Below are 18,723 nucleotides of genomic sequence, written 5' to 3' on the forward strand. Positions count from 1 at the left end.
CGAAGCCCATGAAGTTCACCGACGGCTACTGGCTGCTGCGCGAAGGGGTCACCGCCGCCTACCCGGTCCAGGTCCTCGACGTCACCTCCGACGACCCGGGCACCCTGCAGATCCACGCCCCGACCCAGCCCATCCGCCACCGCGGTGACCTGCTGAAGGGACCGGTCGTGACCATCAGTGCGCACGCCCCGATGCCCGACGTCATCGGCGTCACCCTCACCCACTTCGAGGGCGAGGAGGAGCGCGGCCCCCGCTTCACGGTGAACACCGAGGATTTCGGCTCGCACGTCTCGTACGACGAGGAGCACGCCCTGCTGACGGCGGGAGCGCTGTCCGTACGCGTGGCCCGCACCGGACCCTGGCACGTCGACTTCCTGGCGGGCGGCCGGACGCTGACCACCAGCGGCACCAAGGCCATGGGCATCATGCGGGACGCGGACGGCGGGCACTACCTGCGCGAGCAGCTCAACCTCGGCGTCGGCACCTCGGTGTTCGGGCTCGGCGAGCGCTTCGGGCCGCTGGTCAAGAACGGCCAGGTCGTCGACATGTGGAACGCGGACGGCGGCACGGCCACCGAACAGGCCTACAAGAACGTGCCGTTCTACCTCACAGACGCGGGCTACGGCGTCTTCGTCGACCACCCCGGAAAGGTGTCCTTCGAGGTCGGCTCGGAGGTGGTGTCCCGCGTCCAGTTCAGCGCCGAGACGCAAGCGCTGACGTACTACGTGATCTACGGGCCGACCCCGAAGGAGATCCTGCGCAAGTACACGGCGCTCACCGGTCGGCCCGCGCTGCCGCCCGCCTGGTCGTTCGGGCTGTGGCTGTCGACGTCCTTCACCACCTCCTACGACGAGCAGACGGTGTCGTCGTTCATCGACGGCATGCGCGAGCGGGACCTGCCGCTGTCGGTGTTCCACTTCGACTGCTTCTGGATGCGCGAGTTCAACTGGTGTGATTTCGAATGGGATCCGCGCGTCTTCCCGGACCCTGAGGGCATGGTGTCCCGGCTGAAGGACCGGGGCCTGCACATCTGCGTCTGGATCAACCCTTACATCGCGCAGCGGTCGCCGCTGTTCGCGGAGGGCAAGGCGCTCGGGCATCTGCTGAGGAAGCCCGACGGCAGCGTGTGGCAGTGGGATCTGTGGCAGCCGGGCATGGCGCTGGTCGACTTCACCAGCCCTGCCGCCCGTGACTGGTACGCGGCGAAGCTGGAGGCGCTGCTCGCGCAGGGCGTCGACTGCTTCAAGACCGACTTCGGCGAGCGCATCCCCGTCGACGTCGCCTACGCGGACGGCTCGGACCCCGAGCGGATGCACAACTACTACACGTACCTCTACAACCGCACCGTCTTCGATGTGCTCCGCAAACACAGGGGCGAGGGCGAGGCCGTCGTCTTCGCGCGCTCGGCGACCGCGGGCAGCCAGCAGTTCCCGGTGCACTGGGGCGGCGACTGCGAGGCGACGTACGAGTCGATGGCCGAGTCGCTGCGCGGCGGTCTCTCGCTCGGCCTGTCGGGCTTCGGCTACTGGAGCCACGACATCGGCGGCTTCGAGGGCACTCCGTCACCCGCGCTGTTCAAGCGGTGGATCGCCTTCGGGCTGCTGTCCTCGCACAGCAGGCTGCACGGCTCCTCGTCGTACCGCGTGCCGTGGCTCTTCGACGAGGAGGCCGTGGACGTCCTGCGGCTGTTCACCAAGCTCAAGCTGCGGCTCATGCCGTATCTCTACGAGGCCGCTCGCACCGCGCACGCCGAGGGCGTTCCGATGATGCGGGCGATGGTGCTGGAGTTCCCGGACGATCCGGGGTGCGCGCATCTGGAGCGGCAGTACATGCTCGGCCCTGACCTGCTGGTCGCGCCCGTCTTCTCCGACGAGGGCGACGTGTCGTACTACGTGCCCGAGGGCACCTGGACGCACTTCCTCACCGGCGAGACGGTCACCGGTCCACGCTGGGTCCGCGAGCGGCACGGCTTCCTGAGCACGCCCGTGCTGGTGCGGCCGGGTGCGGTGATCCCGGTGGGCGCGGTGGACGACCGGCCCGACTACGCGTACGCGCACGGGGTGACGCTGCAGGCCTACGGCCTGGAGCCCGGCGCCCAGGTGACGGTGCCCGTCGGCGACGTCACCTTCACCGTCGTACGCGAGGGCGACACGCTGCGCGCCTCGGCGAGCGACCCGGTGGCGCCCTGGCAGCTGGCGGCCGAGGGGCGAACGGTGCGGGCGGAGGCCGGCACCGGATTCCTCACCCTGGAGCTGGGCCAGGGCCCCTCCGGCACAGTCGGTACAAACAGGACATTCGGTACGCACGGCAACCCTGAGACGCTCGGCGCCAACTGACAGGTACTCGACCGCTGAGGGGGAAGTCTTGGTCAAGATCACAGACGTGGCGCGGCACGCCGGGGTGTCCGCCAGCACGGTCAGCTACGCACTGAGCGGCAAGCGCCCCATATCCGAGGAGACCCGCCGGCGTATCGAGGCCTCCATCCGCGAGCTGGGCTACCGGCCGCACGCCGGGGCGCGGGCGCTCGCCAGCAGCCGGTCCAACGTGCTGGCGCTGGTGATCCCGCTGCGTACGGGCATCCATGTGCCGGTCGTCATGCAGTTCGCGGTCTCCGTGGTGACGAGCGCGCGGCAGCACGACCACGACGTGCTGCTACTCACCCAGGAGGAGGGCGACGACGGGCTGCGGCGGGTCGCGGACTCGGCGCTCGTGGACGCGCTCATCGTCATGGACGTCCAACTGCACGATCCGCGGCTGCCGTTGCTGCGTACGCTCGACCGTCCCTCGGTACTCATCGGTTTCCCGGCCGAGCCCGCCGGGCTGACCTGCATCGACCTGGACTTCGAGGCGGCGGGCCGGGCCTGTGTGGAGCATCTGGCGCTGCTCGGGCACCGCTGTGTGGGGCTCGTGGGGTCGCCTCCCGAGGTGTACGCACGGGAGACGGGCTTCGCCCAGCGTGTCGTCCGGGGCTTCACCGCCACGGCCGACCGGCACGGTCTGGCCTCGTCCTTCCACCCGTGCGAGGCGACCCCGGCCGCCGCCCGGCGGGTCGCGGAGCAGCTGCTGCGCGAGCAGCCGGCGCTCACCGGCGTCGTCGTGCACAACGAGCCCGTCGTGGAGCCGCTCATCGAGGCGTTCGAACAGCTGGGGCTGCGCGTGCCCCGCGATCTGTCCATCACCGCCATCTGCCCCGACGAGCTCGCGGAGCAGTTCCGTATCCCCGTCACCTCGATCGCCATCCCGTCCGCGGAGGTGGGGTCGCGGGCCGTGGAGCTGCTGATGAAGAAGCTGGACCGCGTTCCCGTACCGGAGGCCACGCTGCTCGCGCCGCGGCTGACGGCGCGCGCGAGCTCGGCGCCGCGACCCGCCCACTGAACCGGTCTGTACGACCGCGGAGGCGCCCCCACGTCGAAACGGCCGCCCACTCCCCCACGTAGTCGCATCACTTCGTCAGTTGCAACGACGCACACCGAAGGAGCCGTGAACGTGAGAGGTACGAGACCGCGCAGAGCGGGAGCAAGAGCACGACGCAGAGCCATACCGGTCCTGGCCCTGACCCTGATGGCCGGACTCGGGGCGACCGCCACCACCCCCGCCGCTGCCGACGACCCGGCCTACCCCTTCCGCGATCCGCGGCTCTCCGTCGACCAGCGGGTCGACGACCTGCTCTCCCGCCTCACTCTCGACGAGAAGATCTCGCTTCTCCACCAGTACCAGTCCGCGATCCCGCGCCTCGGCATCCAGTCGTTCCGCACCGGCACCGAGGCCCTGCACGGCGTCGCCTGGCTCGGCAAGACCACCGTCTTCCCGCAGGCCGTCGGCCTCGCCTCCACCTGGGACCCCGCGCTGATCAAGAAGGTCGGCTCGGCGGTAGGCGACGAGACCCGCGGCTTCCAGCAGGAGCGCCCGGCCGGCTGGGGTCTCAACGTGTGGGCACCGGTGGCCAATCCGCTGCGCGACCCGCGCTGGGGCCGCAACGAGGAGGGCTACTCCGAGGACCCGTATCTGACGGGCAGCATGGCCACGGCTTACGGCACGGGCCTGACCGGCGGCGACCCCGACCACCTCAAGACAGCCCCCACCATCAAGCACTTCCTCGCCAACAACAACGAGATCCGCCGCGACCGCACCTCCTCCGACCTGCGCCCGCGGGTCCTCAAGGAGTACGAGGAGCAGGCGTTCAAGCCCGCGATCGAGGCCGACGCGGTGACCGGCGTGATGACGTCGTACAACCTGGTCAACGGCCGCCCGGCGACGGTGACCCCGCTGCTCGACGACACCGTGCGTGGCTGGACCGACCAGGAGCTGCTGAACGTCACGGACGCCTGGGCACCGGGCAACCTCGTGAACAGCCAGAAGTACTACGACACACAGGCGGAGGCCGACGCGGCCGCGCTGAAGGCGGGCATCGACAGCTTCACCGGGGACGACGCCAACTCCGCGCCCACGACCACCGCGGTCAAGGACGCCCTGTCGACCGGCCTGCTTGAGGAGTCGGACGTCGACGAGGCCGCCGGGCACATCCTGAACATCCGGGTCCGGCTGGGCGAGTTCGATCCGGACGGCGGCCCCTACGGCAAGATCGACAAGTCGGTCGTCAACAGCCCGGCCCACCAGAAGCTCGCCCGCGAGGCCGCGGCCGACGCGATGGTGCTGCTCAAGAACGACAACCGCGCAGGCAAGGCCCTGCCGCTGAAGGCGTCGGACACGAAGAAGGTCGCGGTCGTCGGCCCGCTCGCCGACACCCTCTACACCGACTGGTACTCGGGCACCCTGCCGTACGAGGTGACGCCCAAGGACGGCATCGCGAACAAGCTCGGCTCCTCCGGTGACGTCACGAGCAGCGAGGCCGTCGACCGCATCGCGCTGAAGAACACGGAGACCGGCAAGTACGTCACGGCGGGCTCGGACGCCGACGGGGAGCCGCTGAAGGAGAGCGCGACGACCGCCTCGGTGGACACGCAGTTCGACGCGTTTGACTGGGGCCAGGGCGTGCTGACGCTGCGCTCGGCCGCCAACGGCAAGTACATCGGCTACAACTGGTCGAACTTCGTCAACGACCAGGCACAGCCGGGTGGCTGGTTCGTGCAGCAGCAGTTCAAGCTGGAGAAGCAGGACGACGGGACGTATCTGCTGCGCTACGCCGGCTACGAGACCGAGGAGTCCTGGTGGTCGAACCCCACCTACCTCGGCCCGACGGGCGAGGACGGCACGCTCGGCCTCGTCGCCAAGGAGAACGCCGCGCACTACACGAAGGACGTGGTCCGCAGCGGCGTCGACGAGGCGGTGGCGGCGGTGAAGGGCAAGGACACGGCGGTCGTGGTCGTCGGATCGATGCCCGCGATCAACGGCCGCGAGACCCGCGACCGCACCGACATGGGCCTGGCGGACTCGCAGGAAGCCCTGGTCAAGGCGGTGAAGGCGGCCAACCCGAACACGGTCGTGGTCGTCGAGAACAGCTACCCGACCACGCTCGGCGACCTCCAGAAGGAGATCCCGGCCCTCCTGTGGACCACCCACGCGGGCCAGGAGACGGGCAACGCCCTCGCCGACGTCCTGTTCGGCGACGTGAACCCGGCCGGCCGCCTCACCCAGACCTGGTACAGGTCCGAGACGGACCTCCCGTCGATCCTCGAGTACGACAACATCAAGTACGACCGCACCTACCAGTACTTCAAGGGCGATCCGCTGTACGCCTTCGGGTACGGGCTGTCGTACACGACCTTCGCGTACGGCCAGGTGAGGCCGGTCAGTGGCGGCTACGAGGTGGCCGTCACGAACACCGGCAAGCGGGCGGGCGACGAGGTCGTGCAGCTCTACACCCACCAGCGGGTCTCCCGCGACAAGCAGCCGCTGAAGCAGCTGAAGGCGTTCCAGCGGGTGTCGCTGAAGCCGGGCGAGACGAAGACGGTGAAGCTGAAGGTCGGGGCGTTGGACCTCGCACACTGGGACGTGACGCGCTCCAAGTGGGTCGTGGAGACCGGCACGTACGACGTGCTGGTCGGAGCCTCGGCCGAGGACATCCGCACCCGTACGTCAGTGAAGGTGAAGGGCGAGACGATCCCGGCCCGCGACCTCACGAAGACGACGCGCGCGGAGAACTTCGACGACTACGAGGGCATCCGGCTCGTCGACGAGTCGAAGGCACGGGGCACCTCGGTGGGCGCCACGGGCCCCGGCGCATGGCTGAAGTTCGCCGATGCGCAGCTGGGTGCGGGCGCGGCTGAGTTCACGGCACGCGTGGCGGGGACGGTCCCCGGGACGGTCGAGATCCGCCTGGGCTCCCCGGCCGGCACACTCGTGGGTACGGCGAAGACTCCCGACACGGGCTCGACGTACACATACGAAACGGTGACCGGGAACCTCTCGGCCGCCGCGAAGGGCCGCCAGGACGTGTACCTGGTGCTCAGCGAGGGCCTGCGACTGGCCACCTTCTCGTTGCGCTGACCTGAGCCGGGACCAGCTCGGCGGACGGAGCTCCACTGCTTTACGGCAGTTCCCCCACCCGACCCGCCCCGCGGGCCACCGAGCGGGTCCCGGCCCCCTTCTCCCTTCACTCCGGCGCGGCCCAGATCGCTCCGGCGCCGCCCAGACGGTCTGGGTCTGCCAGCGAGTTGAATCTGCAAAATGCATGCATCGCTGATAGAGTGCAGATATGACTGCGCTCACCATCCGTGATGTCCCGGAAGAACAGGTCCAGACGCTCAAGATCCGGGCCGCTGAGGCCGGGCAGTCCCTCCAGGTGTTCCTGCTCGACCTCATCGCACGCGAGACCTCCAAGCCCACCATGGCGCAGATGATGGAGCGCCTGAATCGGGAGACCACCGCAGAGATCAGCAACGCCGACATCCTCGCCGCCATCGACGAGGGCAGGGCCGGACGTTGATCGTCATCGACTGCTCCGCCCTCATCACCGCCCTCACAGCGCACACTCCCGAGGGCGACAAGGCTCGCACCCGCATCGCCCGGGCCAACGAGGTCTACTCCCCCACCCTGCTGGACTACGAGGTCATGTCCGCGCTCCTTGGAATGCGACGCGGTGGCAAGATCACCGAGAAGGAGACCGAGAAGGCGATCGACGCCTACGGGCTCCTCCCCATCATCAAGCGAGAGACGCTGCCGTTCTGGAGCCGGGTGCAGAAGCTGCACGCCAACCTCTCGGCCTGCGACGCCCAGTACGTCGCTCTCGCCGAGGCCCTGGGCGTGCCGCTGGTCACTGCCGATGCCCGCATCAAGAAAGGCATGGGCAACCAAGCCCGCTGCACCATCGAGGTCATCGCGGCCGACAGCCATTAGCCCACCCTCCGCGCTGCGCTCCCGCCGCCGCCGGTTCCGTGCTCGCCGCACTCGACCAGCGCGCCGAGGACACCTCGACGACGTCCGGCCGAAGAAGACCGCCGTTTCCCGCGCTCATCGTCATGCCCTCCTGGCTGGCAAACGCCAGGGGCAAGTGCTTTGTCACGGGTGCGGGGACACTCGTGCCCCCGCCGCGCTCCCAAGACATGCAGAAAGCCCCTGACCTGTCGACGTAATCGCAGGTCAGGGGCCACATGGGGTGGTGGAGATGGCGGGAATCGAACCCGCGTCCAACGGTGCGGAACCAGGGCTTCTCCGTGTGCAGTCCGCTTCGCTTTTCTCGGCCCCGGAGATCACGCGGACAAGTCTCCGACGGGCTCAGTCACTGTTTGGTTTCCCTCTTCACCCCGTGACCGGGATCAAGGTTTAGTCCCCTAGCTGATGCCAGGATCCGGGTCGGGAACAGCCCCGGGCTGACACTTCGCGAGTCGCTACTTAGGCAGCGAGGGCGAAGGAATCGCGCTTGGTTTCGGCGATTATTTTTTTCGGCCTGTGGTTTACGAGATCATGGCCGCTTCCTCGACACGCTTCCCCTGCTTCGACAGCCGCTGTCGAAACCGATCATCCCCATGTTGATTTTTCAAAACGGCGCCCCCTCTGTGAGGGGCAGGTGCCATCGTACGTGACCAACGCTCGAGGGTGCCAGCCTATTCCGCCCGCCCGCCCGGGTTCCCCCGGCCGCGCCGCGGCACTCAGGCCCGCTGCTTCCGCCGGACCGCCGACATCGCTCGCTCCGCCTCACGCCGGTCCTGCTTCTCGCGCAGCGTCTGCCGCTTGTCGTACTCCTTCTTGCCCTTGGCCAGCGCGATCTCGATCTTGGCGCGGCCGTCCTTGAAGTACAGCGCAAGGGGCACGATCGTGTGACCGGTCTCCTGGGACTTCGAGTCCAGCTTCTCGATCTCCGCGCGGTGCAGCAGCAGCTTCCGCTTGCGGCGGGCGCTGTGGTTGGTCCAGGTCCCCTGGCTGTACTCAGGCACGTGCACGTTGTGCAGCCACGCCTCGCCGCCGTCGAGCTGCACGAAGCCGTCCACCAGCGAGGCTCGCCCCTGACGCAGCGACTTCACCTCGGTACCGGTGAGGACCAGACCGGCCTCATAGGTGTCGATGATGAGGTAGTCGTGCCGCGCCTTCTTGTTCTGCGCGATCAGCTTGCGCCCTTTTTCCTTTGCCATAGTGCGGCCATTTTCGCACTACGAGGGGTCCCCGAGGCCACTCAATACCGTCTCGGCCTGCTTCTGGGCACCTTGGCGGGCCTCGAGATCGGGAGTGATGCCCCTGCCGTCGACGGCGCGCCCCGACGGGGTGCGGTAGTGGCCGACGGTGAGCTCGGCGACGGAGCCGCCCGGCAGCCGGCTCGGCATCTGCACGGAGCCTTTGCCGAAGGTCCTGGAGCCCACGACGACCGCACGGCCGCGGTCCTGCAGGGCGCCCGCGAGGAGCTCCGCCGCGCTCATCGTGCCGCCGTCGACGAGCGCGACCACGGGTCTCTCGGTGTCGCCGCCCGGGTCGGCGTGCAGGGCACGCTCGTCGCCCCGCACGTCGTACGTCGCCACGAGGCCGCCGTCCAGGAAGGCGGAGGCCGCCGTCGCGGCCTCGCTGACCAGGCCGCCGGAGTTGCCGCGCAGGTCCAGCAGGACGCCGGCGCCGGCGGGTGCGTCCCGCACGGCGGACCGCACGCGGTCGCCGGAGCCCTTCGTGAAGGCCGCGATCTTGATCAGCACGGTGCCGCCCCGGAGGTGCCGGACGGTGACGGAGTCCGTCGAGAGCAGGGCCCGGTGCAGCGTCACGCTCCACGCGCGCGTGCCGCGCTCCATACCGAGGGTGACGGGGCTGCCGGCGTCCGCGCTCTTCTCGTCGCCGCGCAGCAGGGCCACGACCTCGGTGGTGGGCCGGCCCGCTATGCGCTCGCCGTCGACGGTGCGCAGCCAGTCTCCCGCGCGGATGCCTGCCCGCTCGGCGGGCCCGCCGGACTGGACGCGGGCCACCTGGATCCGCCCGTCCTCGGCTCGCCCTGCCCACAGCCCGACACCGGTGTACTCGCCTTCGAGGGCCTGCTCGAACTTCTCGTACTCGTCGGGCGAGTACACCGCGCCCCAGCGGTCCCCGCTGCGGCTGACGACACGTTCGGCCGCCTCCGTAACGGACTTGCCGTCGGCCATCGCCTGGGCCGCGGCCTCGGTCACGTCCTTCTCGTGGGCGGCGGAGACCGAACCGAGGGGGTCGGAGGGGGATTTACGGGACTGACCGGGATCGGTGTTCCAAGAACCGGTGGCCACGCCGGTGGCCAGCACGCCCGCGAAGACCAATGTCAGGGTCGCCCCGCGGCGCACGCGGCGGGGCTTGGAGAACAGGTCAAGACCTGACATGACGGTGAGTCTAGGACAACGCAGAGCGCCGCACGGTGCGTTGGACCGCGCGGCGCTCTGGTCATGCGTCACACCTTCAGGTACTTGCGCAACGCGAAGAACGCCGCCATTGCCGGCATCAGCAGCCCGATCGCGAGGACGAGCGGCAGCTTGGCCAGTACGGCGTCCCAGCCGATGAAGTTGATCAGATTGAGCTTCTCGGAGAGCGCGAGGCCGTGGTCGATGATGAAGTACCGGCCCACGAGCAGCATCACGCAGGCGACCACACCACCGATGGCACCGGCGACCGCGGCCTCCATGATGAACGGCATCTGGATGTAGAAGCTGGACGCGCCGACGAGCCGCATGATCCCGGTCTCGCGCCGCCGGCTGAACGCCGACACACGCACGGTGTTGACGATCAGCATCAGCGCGACGATCAGCATCAGCGCCATCACCGCGAGCGCCGCCCAGTTCATGCCGTTGAGCAGCCCGAAGAGGTTGTCCAGGATGCCCTTCTGGTCCTGCACGGACTGGACACCGTCACGACCGTCGAAGGCGGTCGCGATGACCTGGTACTTCTCCGGGTCCTTCAGCTTGATGCGGTACGACTCCTGCATCTGGTCCGGAGTGAGCGAGCTGGCCAGCGGCGAGTCGCCGAACTGCTCCTTGTAGTGCTTGTACGCCTCGTCGGCCGACTCGTGCGTGACGCTCTCGACGACCGACATCTTGTCCAGGTCGCTCTCGATCTGCTTCTTCTGCTCCGTCGTGACGGCGCCCTTGGCGCAGTTGGGGTCCGACTCGGCGTCGCTCTTGTTGCAGAGGAAGACCGAGACGTTGACCTTGTCGTACCAGTAGCCCTTCATCGTGCTGACCTGGTCGCGCAGCAGCAGCGAACCGCCGAACAGGGCCAGTGAGAGGGCGACGGAGACGACGACCGCGAAGGTCATCGTGAGATTGCGGCGGAGACCGACGCCGATCTCCGACAGGACGAACTGGGCGCGCATGGCGTCTACTCAGGCCTTTCCATGGACAGGTGCTTCATGCTCGGGCGGTCAGTGCTGGTAGCCGTAGACGCCGCGCGCCTGGTCGCGGACGAGGCGGCCCTTCTCCAGCTCGATGACGCGCTTGCGCATCTGGTCCACGATGTTCTGGTCGTGGGTCGCCATCACGACGGTGGTGCCGGTCCGGTTGATGCGGTCGAGGAGCTTCATGATCCCGACGGAGGTCTGCGGGTCGAGGTTGCCGGTGGGCTCGTCGGCGATCAGCAGCTTGGGCCGGTTGACGAAGGCCCGCGCGATCGCGACACGCTGCTGCTCACCGCCGGAGAGCTCACCGGGCATCCGGTCCTCCTTGCCGCCGAGCCCGACGAGGTCGAGCACCTGCGGCACGGACTTGCGGATCTCGCCCCGTGACTTGCCGATGACCTCCTGCGCGAACGCGACGTTCTCAGCGACCGTCTTGTTCGGCAGCAGCCGGAAGTCCTGGAAGACGGTCCCCAGCTGGCGGCGCATCTGGGGCACCTTCCAGTTGGACAGCCGCGCCAGGTCCTTGCCCAGGACATGCACCTGTCCGTGGCTGGCGCGCTCCTCGCGGAGGACCAGCCGCAGGAAGGTGGACTTCCCGGAGCCGGAGGACCCGACCAGGAACACGAACTCGCCACGCTCGACCTCGAGGGACACTTCCCTCAGAGCGGGGCGGGTCTGCTTGGGGTAGACCTTGGAGACGTTGTCGAATCGGATCACGGATGCACCACGGGTCGCCGGGGGTAGGTGACCGTGACCATACGCGAACCTGGCGCCGGGGCGCAGTCGGCGTCCTCACTTGCTCTCCGGTTGCGCGATTTGTCACGGAACGGAACGGGCTGAATCCGGCGGGACGGGGCAGGATCCGAGGAGTCGCGCCGAAATCGGCAGAAGCTGGCACAGTGGTAGGGGGAACAGCGGCCCGCCGCGGACCGTTGTTCAGGTGAAGACATCGCAACCATCGACTGAGCAGACCCCGGCGGCAGACGACCAGCTCCGCGGGAGCGGCGCCGGTTCGGGCGCAAGGAGGGCAAGCGCATGACCTACGACCGACTGGTGTGCGCGAACTGCGCTGCGCCCGTGACTGAAGGCCGCTGCCCCGTATGCCGTGCGAACCGGGAGCGGCTGCAGCAGGAAGGCCCCTTCGGGGGCCTCAACCCTATGGCGCTGATAGCGCTGCTCGTGGTGCTGATCGCGGCCGTCGCGCTGCTGGCACACCAGACGGCGTAGGTACGCACTAGGGCGTGTGTCGAAAGTCCCGTCGTCCGCCCGAAGGGCGGGCCCCGCGGCGTCTGGTGCGTGCGATCGCAAGGCGCCGGAACGCCCTAATAGCGGAGCTATTCGGGCGTTTCGGCAACGCTGCGAGCGTGCGTGCCAGGCGTCGCGGGGCAGGCGGGACTTTCGACACACGCCCTAGTCACCCACCGTCACCCCTGACGCCCACGGGCCCGGATGTCCCCCCAGCGCTGAAGTCGGCCCCTCACGCAACGTGACGACACGCACAGCGGGACGATGGAGGGCACCTCACGAACTGCCGGAGTCGACGACAAGGGCCCGGAGCGAGAAGCGCTCCGGGCCCTTGCTCATGCATCACAGCGGATGCGTCGTACGCGTACGACGTCGCCGCTGATCAGACGGCGGCGCGGCCGCCCATGAGGCGCGGCAGCATACGGAAGCCGATGCCACCGGCGATCATGGTGGCGGCACCGATCAGCAGGAAGGTGGTCTCGGCGGCACCCGTCTCGGCGAGCTCGCCCTCGTCCGCCGCCGACTCGGAGCCGGTGTCGGTGAGCGCTTCCTTGCCCTCGCCCTGTTCGACGGGCTGGGAGCCGCCGTCGGGGTCGGTGTTGTCGTTGCCACCGCCGATGCCACCGCCCTCCGTCGGGTCCTCGGTCGGCTCCGTGGGCTCGTCGGTGGGCTCGACGGGGTCGGCCGGGTCCGCCGGGTCCGCCGGGTCGGCGGGGTCAGCCGGATCCGCCGGGTCGGCGGGGTCAGCCGGGTCGGCCGGGTCCCCGTCCCCCGGGTCACCCGGGTCAGCCGGGTCTGCCGGGTCCGCCGGGTCGGCGGGGTCCCCCGGGATACCGGTGTCGGACGGGGCCGGCTCCTCCGGCTCGTCGGCGGCCGGTACGTTCACGTCGACGCCGATGCCGTCCTCGCCAGCGTGCGCGCCGACGCCGACGACACCCAGGTCGACACCGACATCCAGGGCCGAAGCGGCACCGGCGGCGGTCAGCGAAGCGCCGGCGGCGATCACCGCACCGGCTGCTATACGCGCCACACGGATCCGCGTCTTCTTGGTCATCTGCCTGCTACCCCCAGTAGCTGATCGTCAATGGAGCAGCGCCCGGGGCAGCGGCGGGGCAACTCCGGTGAGCCGGCCCCCTGTTCACACGCGCCCCAGTGATACGCATGCCGCGCGTTAGCCTTCCCAGTTTTCACAGCAACGTCAAGGTCGTTGCGTACGCGATGCCGGATATGCGGTTACTTGACCGCCGTAAAGACATGTGAGTGTGATGTAAAAGGCAGACAATCAGGAACACAAAAGGCAACTGCCGCTCCGAGAGCGACAGTTGCCTTGTCGACAAAGCGGCAGGCTATTTCTCCTGCTGCTTGCGCCAGCGAATTCCGGCCTCCAGGAATCCCTCGATCTCGCCGTTGAACACGGCCTCGGGGTTGCCGACTTCGTGCTCGGTACGGAGGTCCTTGACCATCTGGTACGGGTGGAGGACGTACGAACGCATCTGGTTGCCCCAGGAATTGCCGCCGTCGCCCTTGAGGGCGTCCATCTTGGCCTGCTCCTCCTGGCGGCGCCGCTCGAGCAGCTTCGCCTGCAGAACATTCATGGCCGTGGCCTTGTTCTGGATCTGCGAGCGCTCGTTCTGGCAGGAGACGACGATGCCGGTGGGGATGTGGGTGAGGCGGACCGCGGAGTCCGTCGTGTTCACTCCCTGGCCGCCGGGGCCCGAGGAACGGTAGACGTCGACGCGCAGCTCGGACTCGTCGATCTCGATGTGGTCGGTCTGCTCGACGACCGGGAGCACCTCGACACCGGCGAAGGAGGTCTGGCGGCGGCCCTGGTTGTCGAAGGGCGAGATCCGGACGAGGCGGTGGGTGCCCTGCTCGACGGAGAGCGTTCCGTAGGCGTAGGGCGCCTGGACGGCGAAGGTGGTCGACTTGATGCCGGCCTCTTCCGCGTACGACGTCTCGTAGACCTCGGTCTTGTAGCCCTTCTGCTCGGCCCAGCGCAGATACATGCGCTGCAGCTTCTCGGCGAAGTCGGCGGCGTCGACCCCGCCGGCCTCCGCGCGGATGTTCACGAGCGCCTCACGGGCGTCGTACTCACCCGAGAGCAGCGTCCTGACTTCCATCTCGTCCAGCGCCTTCCGGACGTCGGCGAGCTCCTGCTCGGCCTCCGCGCGGGTCTCGGGATCGTCCTCCGCCTCGGCGAGCTCGAAAAGGACGCCGAGGTCGTCGATCCGCCCACGCAGGGCCTCCGCCTTGCGGACCTCGGCCTGCAGGTGGGAGAGCCTGCTGGTGATCTTCTGCGCCTCGTCCGGGTCGTCCCACAGGGACGGCGCGGCCGCCTGCTCCTCGAGCACGGCGATGTCTGCCCTCAGCTTGTCGAGGTCCAGGACGGCCTCGATCGACTCCATGGTCGAGGAGAGGGACTTGAGCTCTTCGGATACATCGACGACTGCCACGCCCTCCAGCCTAACGGCTGGCGCAACGTTCGCTTCCCCCTCTGGTCGGGGGCCCCACCACTGCGTGGTGCGTGCAATACGGTCGGTAGCCGCCGCCTGGGTGGCGGCCACCCTCGTCGCGCTGCACAACATGCACGCGGTGGCCCGAGGTCGTGGGTTGTGCCCACCCTCCCCCATTGCCTTAAGGGCATGGGAGGTGCCCCCATCGCCTGGGGGCACCTCCCAGCGTTAGCTGGGGGAGGAACGATTGCCCACAACGGTCAGCGGCTCGCTGCACCCCGCCCGCCGCCAGGCCGAACCGGCCACCGGCCACCGGCCAGCAGCCGCGTACAGGCCGAAGGGGACGTGGCGGGATGTGCGCCCGCTGGAGGTACCTCCCAGGCCCTTAAGGCACTGGGGGAGGCTGGCGCAATCGTCCGGCGCCGTCCGAAAACAACGGCTCGGCGCCAGACCTGGGGGCACATCCCAGGCCCTTAAGGCACTGGGGGAGTACATCCCGGCGCGGCCCCGACCCACCCACCGGCAGGCGGCGCACCAGCCCACCACCGGCCGGACGTCGCACGCGGGCACCCACCCACCGGCCAGAGGCGCACCCCGCCGGAGGCGGCCCAGACGGTGTCAGGGAACGGCCGGCGCCGAGGTCTCCGCGTCCTGGGGCGTCGCGTCCGCGTCACTCCCCGACGTGGCCAGCCACGTCCCGACGCCCACCACGGCCGCCAGCACCGCCCCGGCCACCCCCAGGGTGATCCGCCGCCGCCGAGCCGCGGCCCGATGCCGCGCGGACCCCGGCCGCGGTGCCCCCGCGGCCCGCGGAGCCCGCGCCGTACCGCGAGCGCCCCCGGCGAGCTCGTCGGGCGCCGGGACCCGCATGCTCGTATGCGTGTCCCGGTTCGAGTCGGGCGCAGCCCCCCGCACCAGCGGCACAGCGCCCCGCCGGGCCGCCCCACGGTCAGGGGACGGCGCCGGATCGTCGTACGCCGGTCCGGCCGGCCCGGGCGACGCGTCGGCGTCGTCCGCCGGCTCCTCGTCCGGCTCGTCCACGTCCAGCGGCGGCATCCCCACGAGCAGCGGCAGCTGCTGCCGAAGCAGCGCCCCGAGCTCGGAGGCCCGCAGCCGTGAGGCGGGGGCCTTGGCCAGGCACTGCACGATCAGCTGCCACAGCTCGTCCGGGATGCCCGGCAGCGGGACGACCGTCTCCGTGACGTGCCGCCGCAGCACCGCCCCGGGATGCCCGCCACCGAAGGGTGTGAAGCCCGCGAGCAGCTCGTACAGCACGGTGGCCAGCGCGTAGATGTCCACGGAGGCCGTCGGCGGCAGACCCTCGATGATCTCCGGCGCGAGGTAGTCGGGAGTGCCGATGATCTTCGTGGCACGGGTGCGCCGTGGCGTGTCGATGAGCTTGGCCACACCGAAGTCGGTGAGCAGCGCGGGATGCGAACCGCCGGGACCGAGCGGCCCCTGCATGTCCAGCAGAACGTTCTCCGGCTTCACGTCGCGGTGCACGATGCCGGCGGCGTGCGCGGCCGCGAGTCCGTCGGCCACGTCGGCGACGACGGCGACCGCGGCCTCCGGGGCGAGCCGGCGCTCGCGCTCGAGCCGGGTCCGCAGATCCGTACCGCGTACGAGATCCATGACGAGCGCGAGGTCGTTGCCGTCGACGACCAGGTCGCGCACGCCGACCACGCGCGGGTGGTCCAGGCCGAGCAGCGCGGTGCGCTCCTGGACGAAGCGTCCGACCAGCTCCTGGTCGGACGCGAGGTCCTCGCGCAGCAGCTTGATGGCGACGGGCCCCTCCGGGCCCTCACCCAGCCACACCGTGCCGGCGCTGCCGCGTCCCAGGATCTGGTGGGCGGTGTACCGGCTGCCGATCTTCCGTGCCAAGACTGCTCCTACGGACGCGTGTTGGCCACACTGTGCTCTCCCGGGGGCCGGGCGCAATCAGCGGCTGCCACCGCGGGCCCCGGGCTTCAGCCGACAAAACTACGCGGCCGTGGAGCCAACCTTCACTTCCGAGGAGGAAATCACCCTGCAGATGTCGACAAATCCCCAGACTCGCTCGCTACTGCCCCAGCCACGACTCGAACCCGGACCCCGTTCCCATCCCGGAACCGGACCCGGTTCCCGTTCCGGAGCCTGACCCGCCGCCGAGTTCGCCGATCCAGTCCGAGACCGTGGTGAACCAGTCCGACAGCTGCTGCCAGTAGCCCTTGGTCGTGCCGATCCACTCCTGGAGGGGGCTCAGCTCCCAGATGAGCCAGCCCGCGACGAACAGGATGACCATCGTGAACAGGCACCCCTTGAGGCAGCCGAGTCCCGGGATCCGCATCGGGTTGGCGCTGCGCTGCCTCGGCTGCCGGGGCTCGCGCTCCGGCCGGGGCGCCTGCCGCGGCGGCTCGGCGTACCGCTGGGGCTGTGGCTGGGATGCAGGCGCGGGGGCGTACCGCTGCGGCTGCTGTCGCTGCGGCGCGTACGGCTGCGGCTGAGCCTGCGGACGCGCTTGCGGCCGCTGCTGCTGAGGGCTCGGCTGCGGGCGGGCGACCTGGCGCTGGGGCCGGCGCCGCAGCGGGTCCTCGTTCGGGTCCAGGTACTGGATCTGCGTCTGCTCGTTCCTGTCGCGGGCCGCGCGCAGCTGGTTCTGCCAGGGGTGCGGGTCCTCGGGCGCCCCGCCGGACGGGTGCTGCCCGCCGGGCTGGTTCTGCGGCATCGACGGCATGACGGCGGTCGGATCGGGCGCGCCCCGGTTCGGCAGGGCGGCGGTCGGATCGGCAGCGCCGGAACCGGCGGTGTGCGGCATGACGCTGGTCGCCGCGTTCGGGTCGTACGCACCCGCGTTCGCCCCTGCGTTCGCTGCCGCGTTGTTGGGCAGCACCTGCGTGGGGTCGGCGGCGCCCGGGATGCCCGGGACCGTGGCGGGGAACGGGTCGGGCGCAAGCAGCGCGCCGACGCCCTCCGCGGCGGCGATCTGCGCGGAGTTCGCGTGCACGCCGACGCCCTCGGCGACGACGCGCAGCCCGCGCGCGAGGTTCTCGGCGCTGGGGCGTTCGTCCGGGTTCTTGCGCAGGCAGCGCTCTATGACCGTCCACAGGGGGTCGGGGACCGTGGACGGGCGGCGCGGTTCCGCGCTGAGGTGCTGGTGGAGTACCTCCAGGGCCGAGCTGCCGGCGAATGGCGGACGGCCGGTGACCAGCTCGTACAGCATGATCCCCGCGCCGTAGACGTCGACGGCGGAGGTCTGCGGGCGGCCCTCGGCGGACTCCGGCGCGACGTACGCGGGCGTGCCGACGAACTCGTGCGTGCGGGTCAGGCCCGGCGAGTCCGCCAGGCGGGCGATGCCGAAGTCGGTCAGCATCGGGTGCATCTGGCCGCCCTCCTGCTTCAGCAGGACGTTGGCGGGCTTGAGGTCGCGGTGCACGACGCCGTCGGCGTGGCTCGCGGCCAGCGCGTCGGCGACCTGGGCGGTCAGCAGGGCCGCGGCGACGGGGCTGAACGGGCCGTTCTCACGGAGATAGCGATGCAGGTCCGGGCCGTCGACCAGGTCCATGACGAGGGCGAGCAGATCGCCCTCGACGACGAGGTCGCGCACCCGCACGATGTTCGGGTGCGTGAGCCGCAGGAGCACGGAGCGCTCGCGCAGGAAGCGCATCACGACGTCCGCGTCGTTGGCGAGCTCCTCCTTGAGGACCTTGATCGCCACAGTCTCGCCGGGCTGACCCGGCACGGCCGCTTCTGCGCCCGCGGTCTCCCGCTGGCGGGCTCGCCAGACGGTGCCCGTGGCGCCGCGTCCGAGCGGCTCCTCGAGCAGGTACTTGCTGCCTACCGGCCGCACGTCATGCGCTCCCTGCTTGCTACTTGCCCTGGCTGGTCTGTTGCTCGCACTGGTGTGCTTGCTTCAGCTTGCTTGTGCTTCTTGTGCTTCTTGTGCTTGCTCTGCTGGTCTGTGCTCGCCCGCCCGGCTGCCCTGACGGCTTCGGAAGGGGACTGACCCTGGCGGTCCCAGCGTTCCGATCCACTGTAGTGGGACCGACCGGAGCTCCGGCCTGTCGACTTCCTGTGGTTCTCGTTGCACCCCTCCCCGAGCCGCTTCCCTTTGTGGTGGGGTTGTGGTGGGGAAAGACGCGCCGCCGGGGGTGTCGGTTGCCGGGATCACCTCCTGGGCGATCCCAAGCGGACACCGGCTGCGTACAGGGCGGGTACTTTTGCGGGCAGAGCCGACCAATCAAGATCACTTACGGGTGGTCGCCGGGCGTGTTGTCGGTGGCGGGTGCGAGGATGCCTCCAGTACTGGCCGACGTGCCC

At 69.7% G+C, this 18,723-nt stretch carries 14 protein-coding genes and 1 other RNA gene; 6 read left to right on the forward strand and 9 right to left on the reverse strand.

Annotated features, from left to right (window positions below; all coding sequences use genetic code 11):
* Positions 1 to 8: 8 nt before the first annotated feature.
* From yicI to H1D24_RS27640, 5 genes are all read left to right on the forward strand, one after another.
* Entirely contained in the window at positions 9 to 2,336 is a 2,328-nt protein-coding gene (gene yicI, locus H1D24_RS27620) for an alpha-xylosidase (protein WP_181660422.1), read from the forward strand.
* A 28-nt stretch (positions 2,337 to 2,364) separates the two neighbouring features.
* Positions 2,365 to 3,375, forward strand: a complete 1,011-nt coding sequence (locus H1D24_RS27625; RefSeq protein ID WP_181660423.1) for a LacI family DNA-binding transcriptional regulator — start codon at positions 2,365 to 2,367, stop codon at positions 3,373 to 3,375.
* Between the two features lie 186 nt (positions 3,376 to 3,561).
* Complete coding sequence (locus H1D24_RS27630) at positions 3,562 to 6,447, forward strand: glycoside hydrolase family 3 protein (protein WP_181660496.1); 2,886 nt, start codon at positions 3,562 to 3,564, stop codon at positions 6,445 to 6,447.
* Between the two features lie 208 nt (positions 6,448 to 6,655).
* Positions 6,656 to 6,886: a FitA-like ribbon-helix-helix domain-containing protein gene (locus H1D24_RS27635; protein WP_181660424.1), complete on the forward strand. Its 231-nt coding sequence runs from the start codon at positions 6,656 to 6,658 to the stop codon at positions 6,884 to 6,886.
* Complete coding sequence (locus H1D24_RS27640; RefSeq protein WP_181660425.1) at positions 6,883 to 7,296, forward strand: type II toxin-antitoxin system VapC family toxin; 414 nt, start codon at positions 6,883 to 6,885, stop codon at positions 7,294 to 7,296. The genes H1D24_RS27635 and H1D24_RS27640 overlap by 4 nt, the downstream gene beginning before the upstream one ends.
* A 260-nt stretch (positions 7,297 to 7,556) precedes the next feature.
* Here H1D24_RS27640 and ssrA read toward each other — a convergent pair.
* The 5 genes from ssrA to ftsE form a co-directional block, all read right to left on the reverse strand.
* Positions 7,557 to 7,925: a transfer-messenger RNA gene (gene ssrA, locus H1D24_RS27645) on the reverse strand.
* 123 nt (positions 7,926 to 8,048) lie between these two features.
* Positions 8,049 to 8,528 (reverse strand): SsrA-binding protein SmpB, encoded by a 480-nt coding sequence (gene smpB, locus H1D24_RS27650; protein WP_181660426.1) that lies wholly within the window; start codon positions 8,526 to 8,528, stop codon positions 8,049 to 8,051.
* A gap of 18 nt (positions 8,529 to 8,546) precedes the next feature.
* On the reverse strand, positions 8,547 to 9,722 hold the full coding sequence (locus tag H1D24_RS27655; RefSeq protein ID WP_181660427.1) for a S41 family peptidase: 1,176 nt from the start codon (positions 9,720 to 9,722) through the stop codon (positions 8,547 to 8,549).
* A 68-nt stretch (positions 9,723 to 9,790) separates the two neighbouring features.
* Positions 9,791 to 10,708: a permease-like cell division protein FtsX gene (ftsX, locus tag H1D24_RS27660; protein ID WP_181660428.1), complete on the reverse strand. Its 918-nt coding sequence runs from the start codon at positions 10,706 to 10,708 to the stop codon at positions 9,791 to 9,793.
* 48 nt (positions 10,709 to 10,756) lie between these two features.
* Positions 10,757 to 11,446 carry a cell division ATP-binding protein FtsE gene (ftsE, locus tag H1D24_RS27665; RefSeq protein ID WP_181660429.1) on the reverse strand — a complete coding sequence of 230 codons (690 nt, stop codon included), beginning with the start codon at positions 11,444 to 11,446 and terminating at the stop codon, positions 10,757 to 10,759.
* A gap of 318 nt (positions 11,447 to 11,764) precedes the next feature.
* On the opposite strand from ftsE, the gene H1D24_RS27670 reads away from it, so the two are divergent.
* The gene (locus H1D24_RS27670) at positions 11,765 to 11,956 is read left to right on the forward strand and encodes a hypothetical protein (protein WP_181660430.1); all 192 of its coding nucleotides are present in this window, start codon (positions 11,765 to 11,767) and stop codon (positions 11,954 to 11,956) included.
* A 400-nt stretch (positions 11,957 to 12,356) separates the two neighbouring features.
* On the opposite strand, the gene H1D24_RS41790 is transcribed toward H1D24_RS27670, so the two are convergent.
* The 4 genes from H1D24_RS41790 to H1D24_RS27690 form a co-directional block, all read right to left on the reverse strand.
* Positions 12,357 to 13,028: a hypothetical protein gene (locus H1D24_RS41790; RefSeq protein WP_220137307.1), complete on the reverse strand. Its 672-nt coding sequence runs from the start codon at positions 13,026 to 13,028 to the stop codon at positions 12,357 to 12,359.
* 292 nt (positions 13,029 to 13,320) lie between these two features.
* On the reverse strand, positions 13,321 to 14,427 hold the full coding sequence (gene prfB / locus H1D24_RS27680) for a peptide chain release factor 2 (protein ID WP_181660431.1): 1,107 nt from the start codon (positions 14,425 to 14,427) through the stop codon (positions 13,321 to 13,323).
* Positions 14,428 to 15,045: 618 nt separating this feature from the next.
* Positions 15,046 to 16,308, reverse strand: a complete 1,263-nt coding sequence (locus H1D24_RS27685; protein WP_181660432.1) for a serine/threonine-protein kinase — start codon at positions 16,306 to 16,308, stop codon at positions 15,046 to 15,048.
* Between the two features lie 178 nt (positions 16,309 to 16,486).
* Positions 16,487 to 18,253, reverse strand: a complete 1,767-nt coding sequence (locus tag H1D24_RS27690) for a serine/threonine-protein kinase (protein WP_181660433.1) — start codon at positions 18,251 to 18,253, stop codon at positions 16,487 to 16,489.
* Between the last annotated feature and the right edge of the window lie 470 nt (positions 18,254 to 18,723).

This window comes from Streptomyces himalayensis subsp. himalayensis, assembly GCF_013778455.1.
In the GTDB taxonomy this organism is placed as follows: Bacteria; Actinomycetota; Actinomycetes; order Streptomycetales; family Streptomycetaceae; genus Streptomyces; species Streptomyces himalayensis.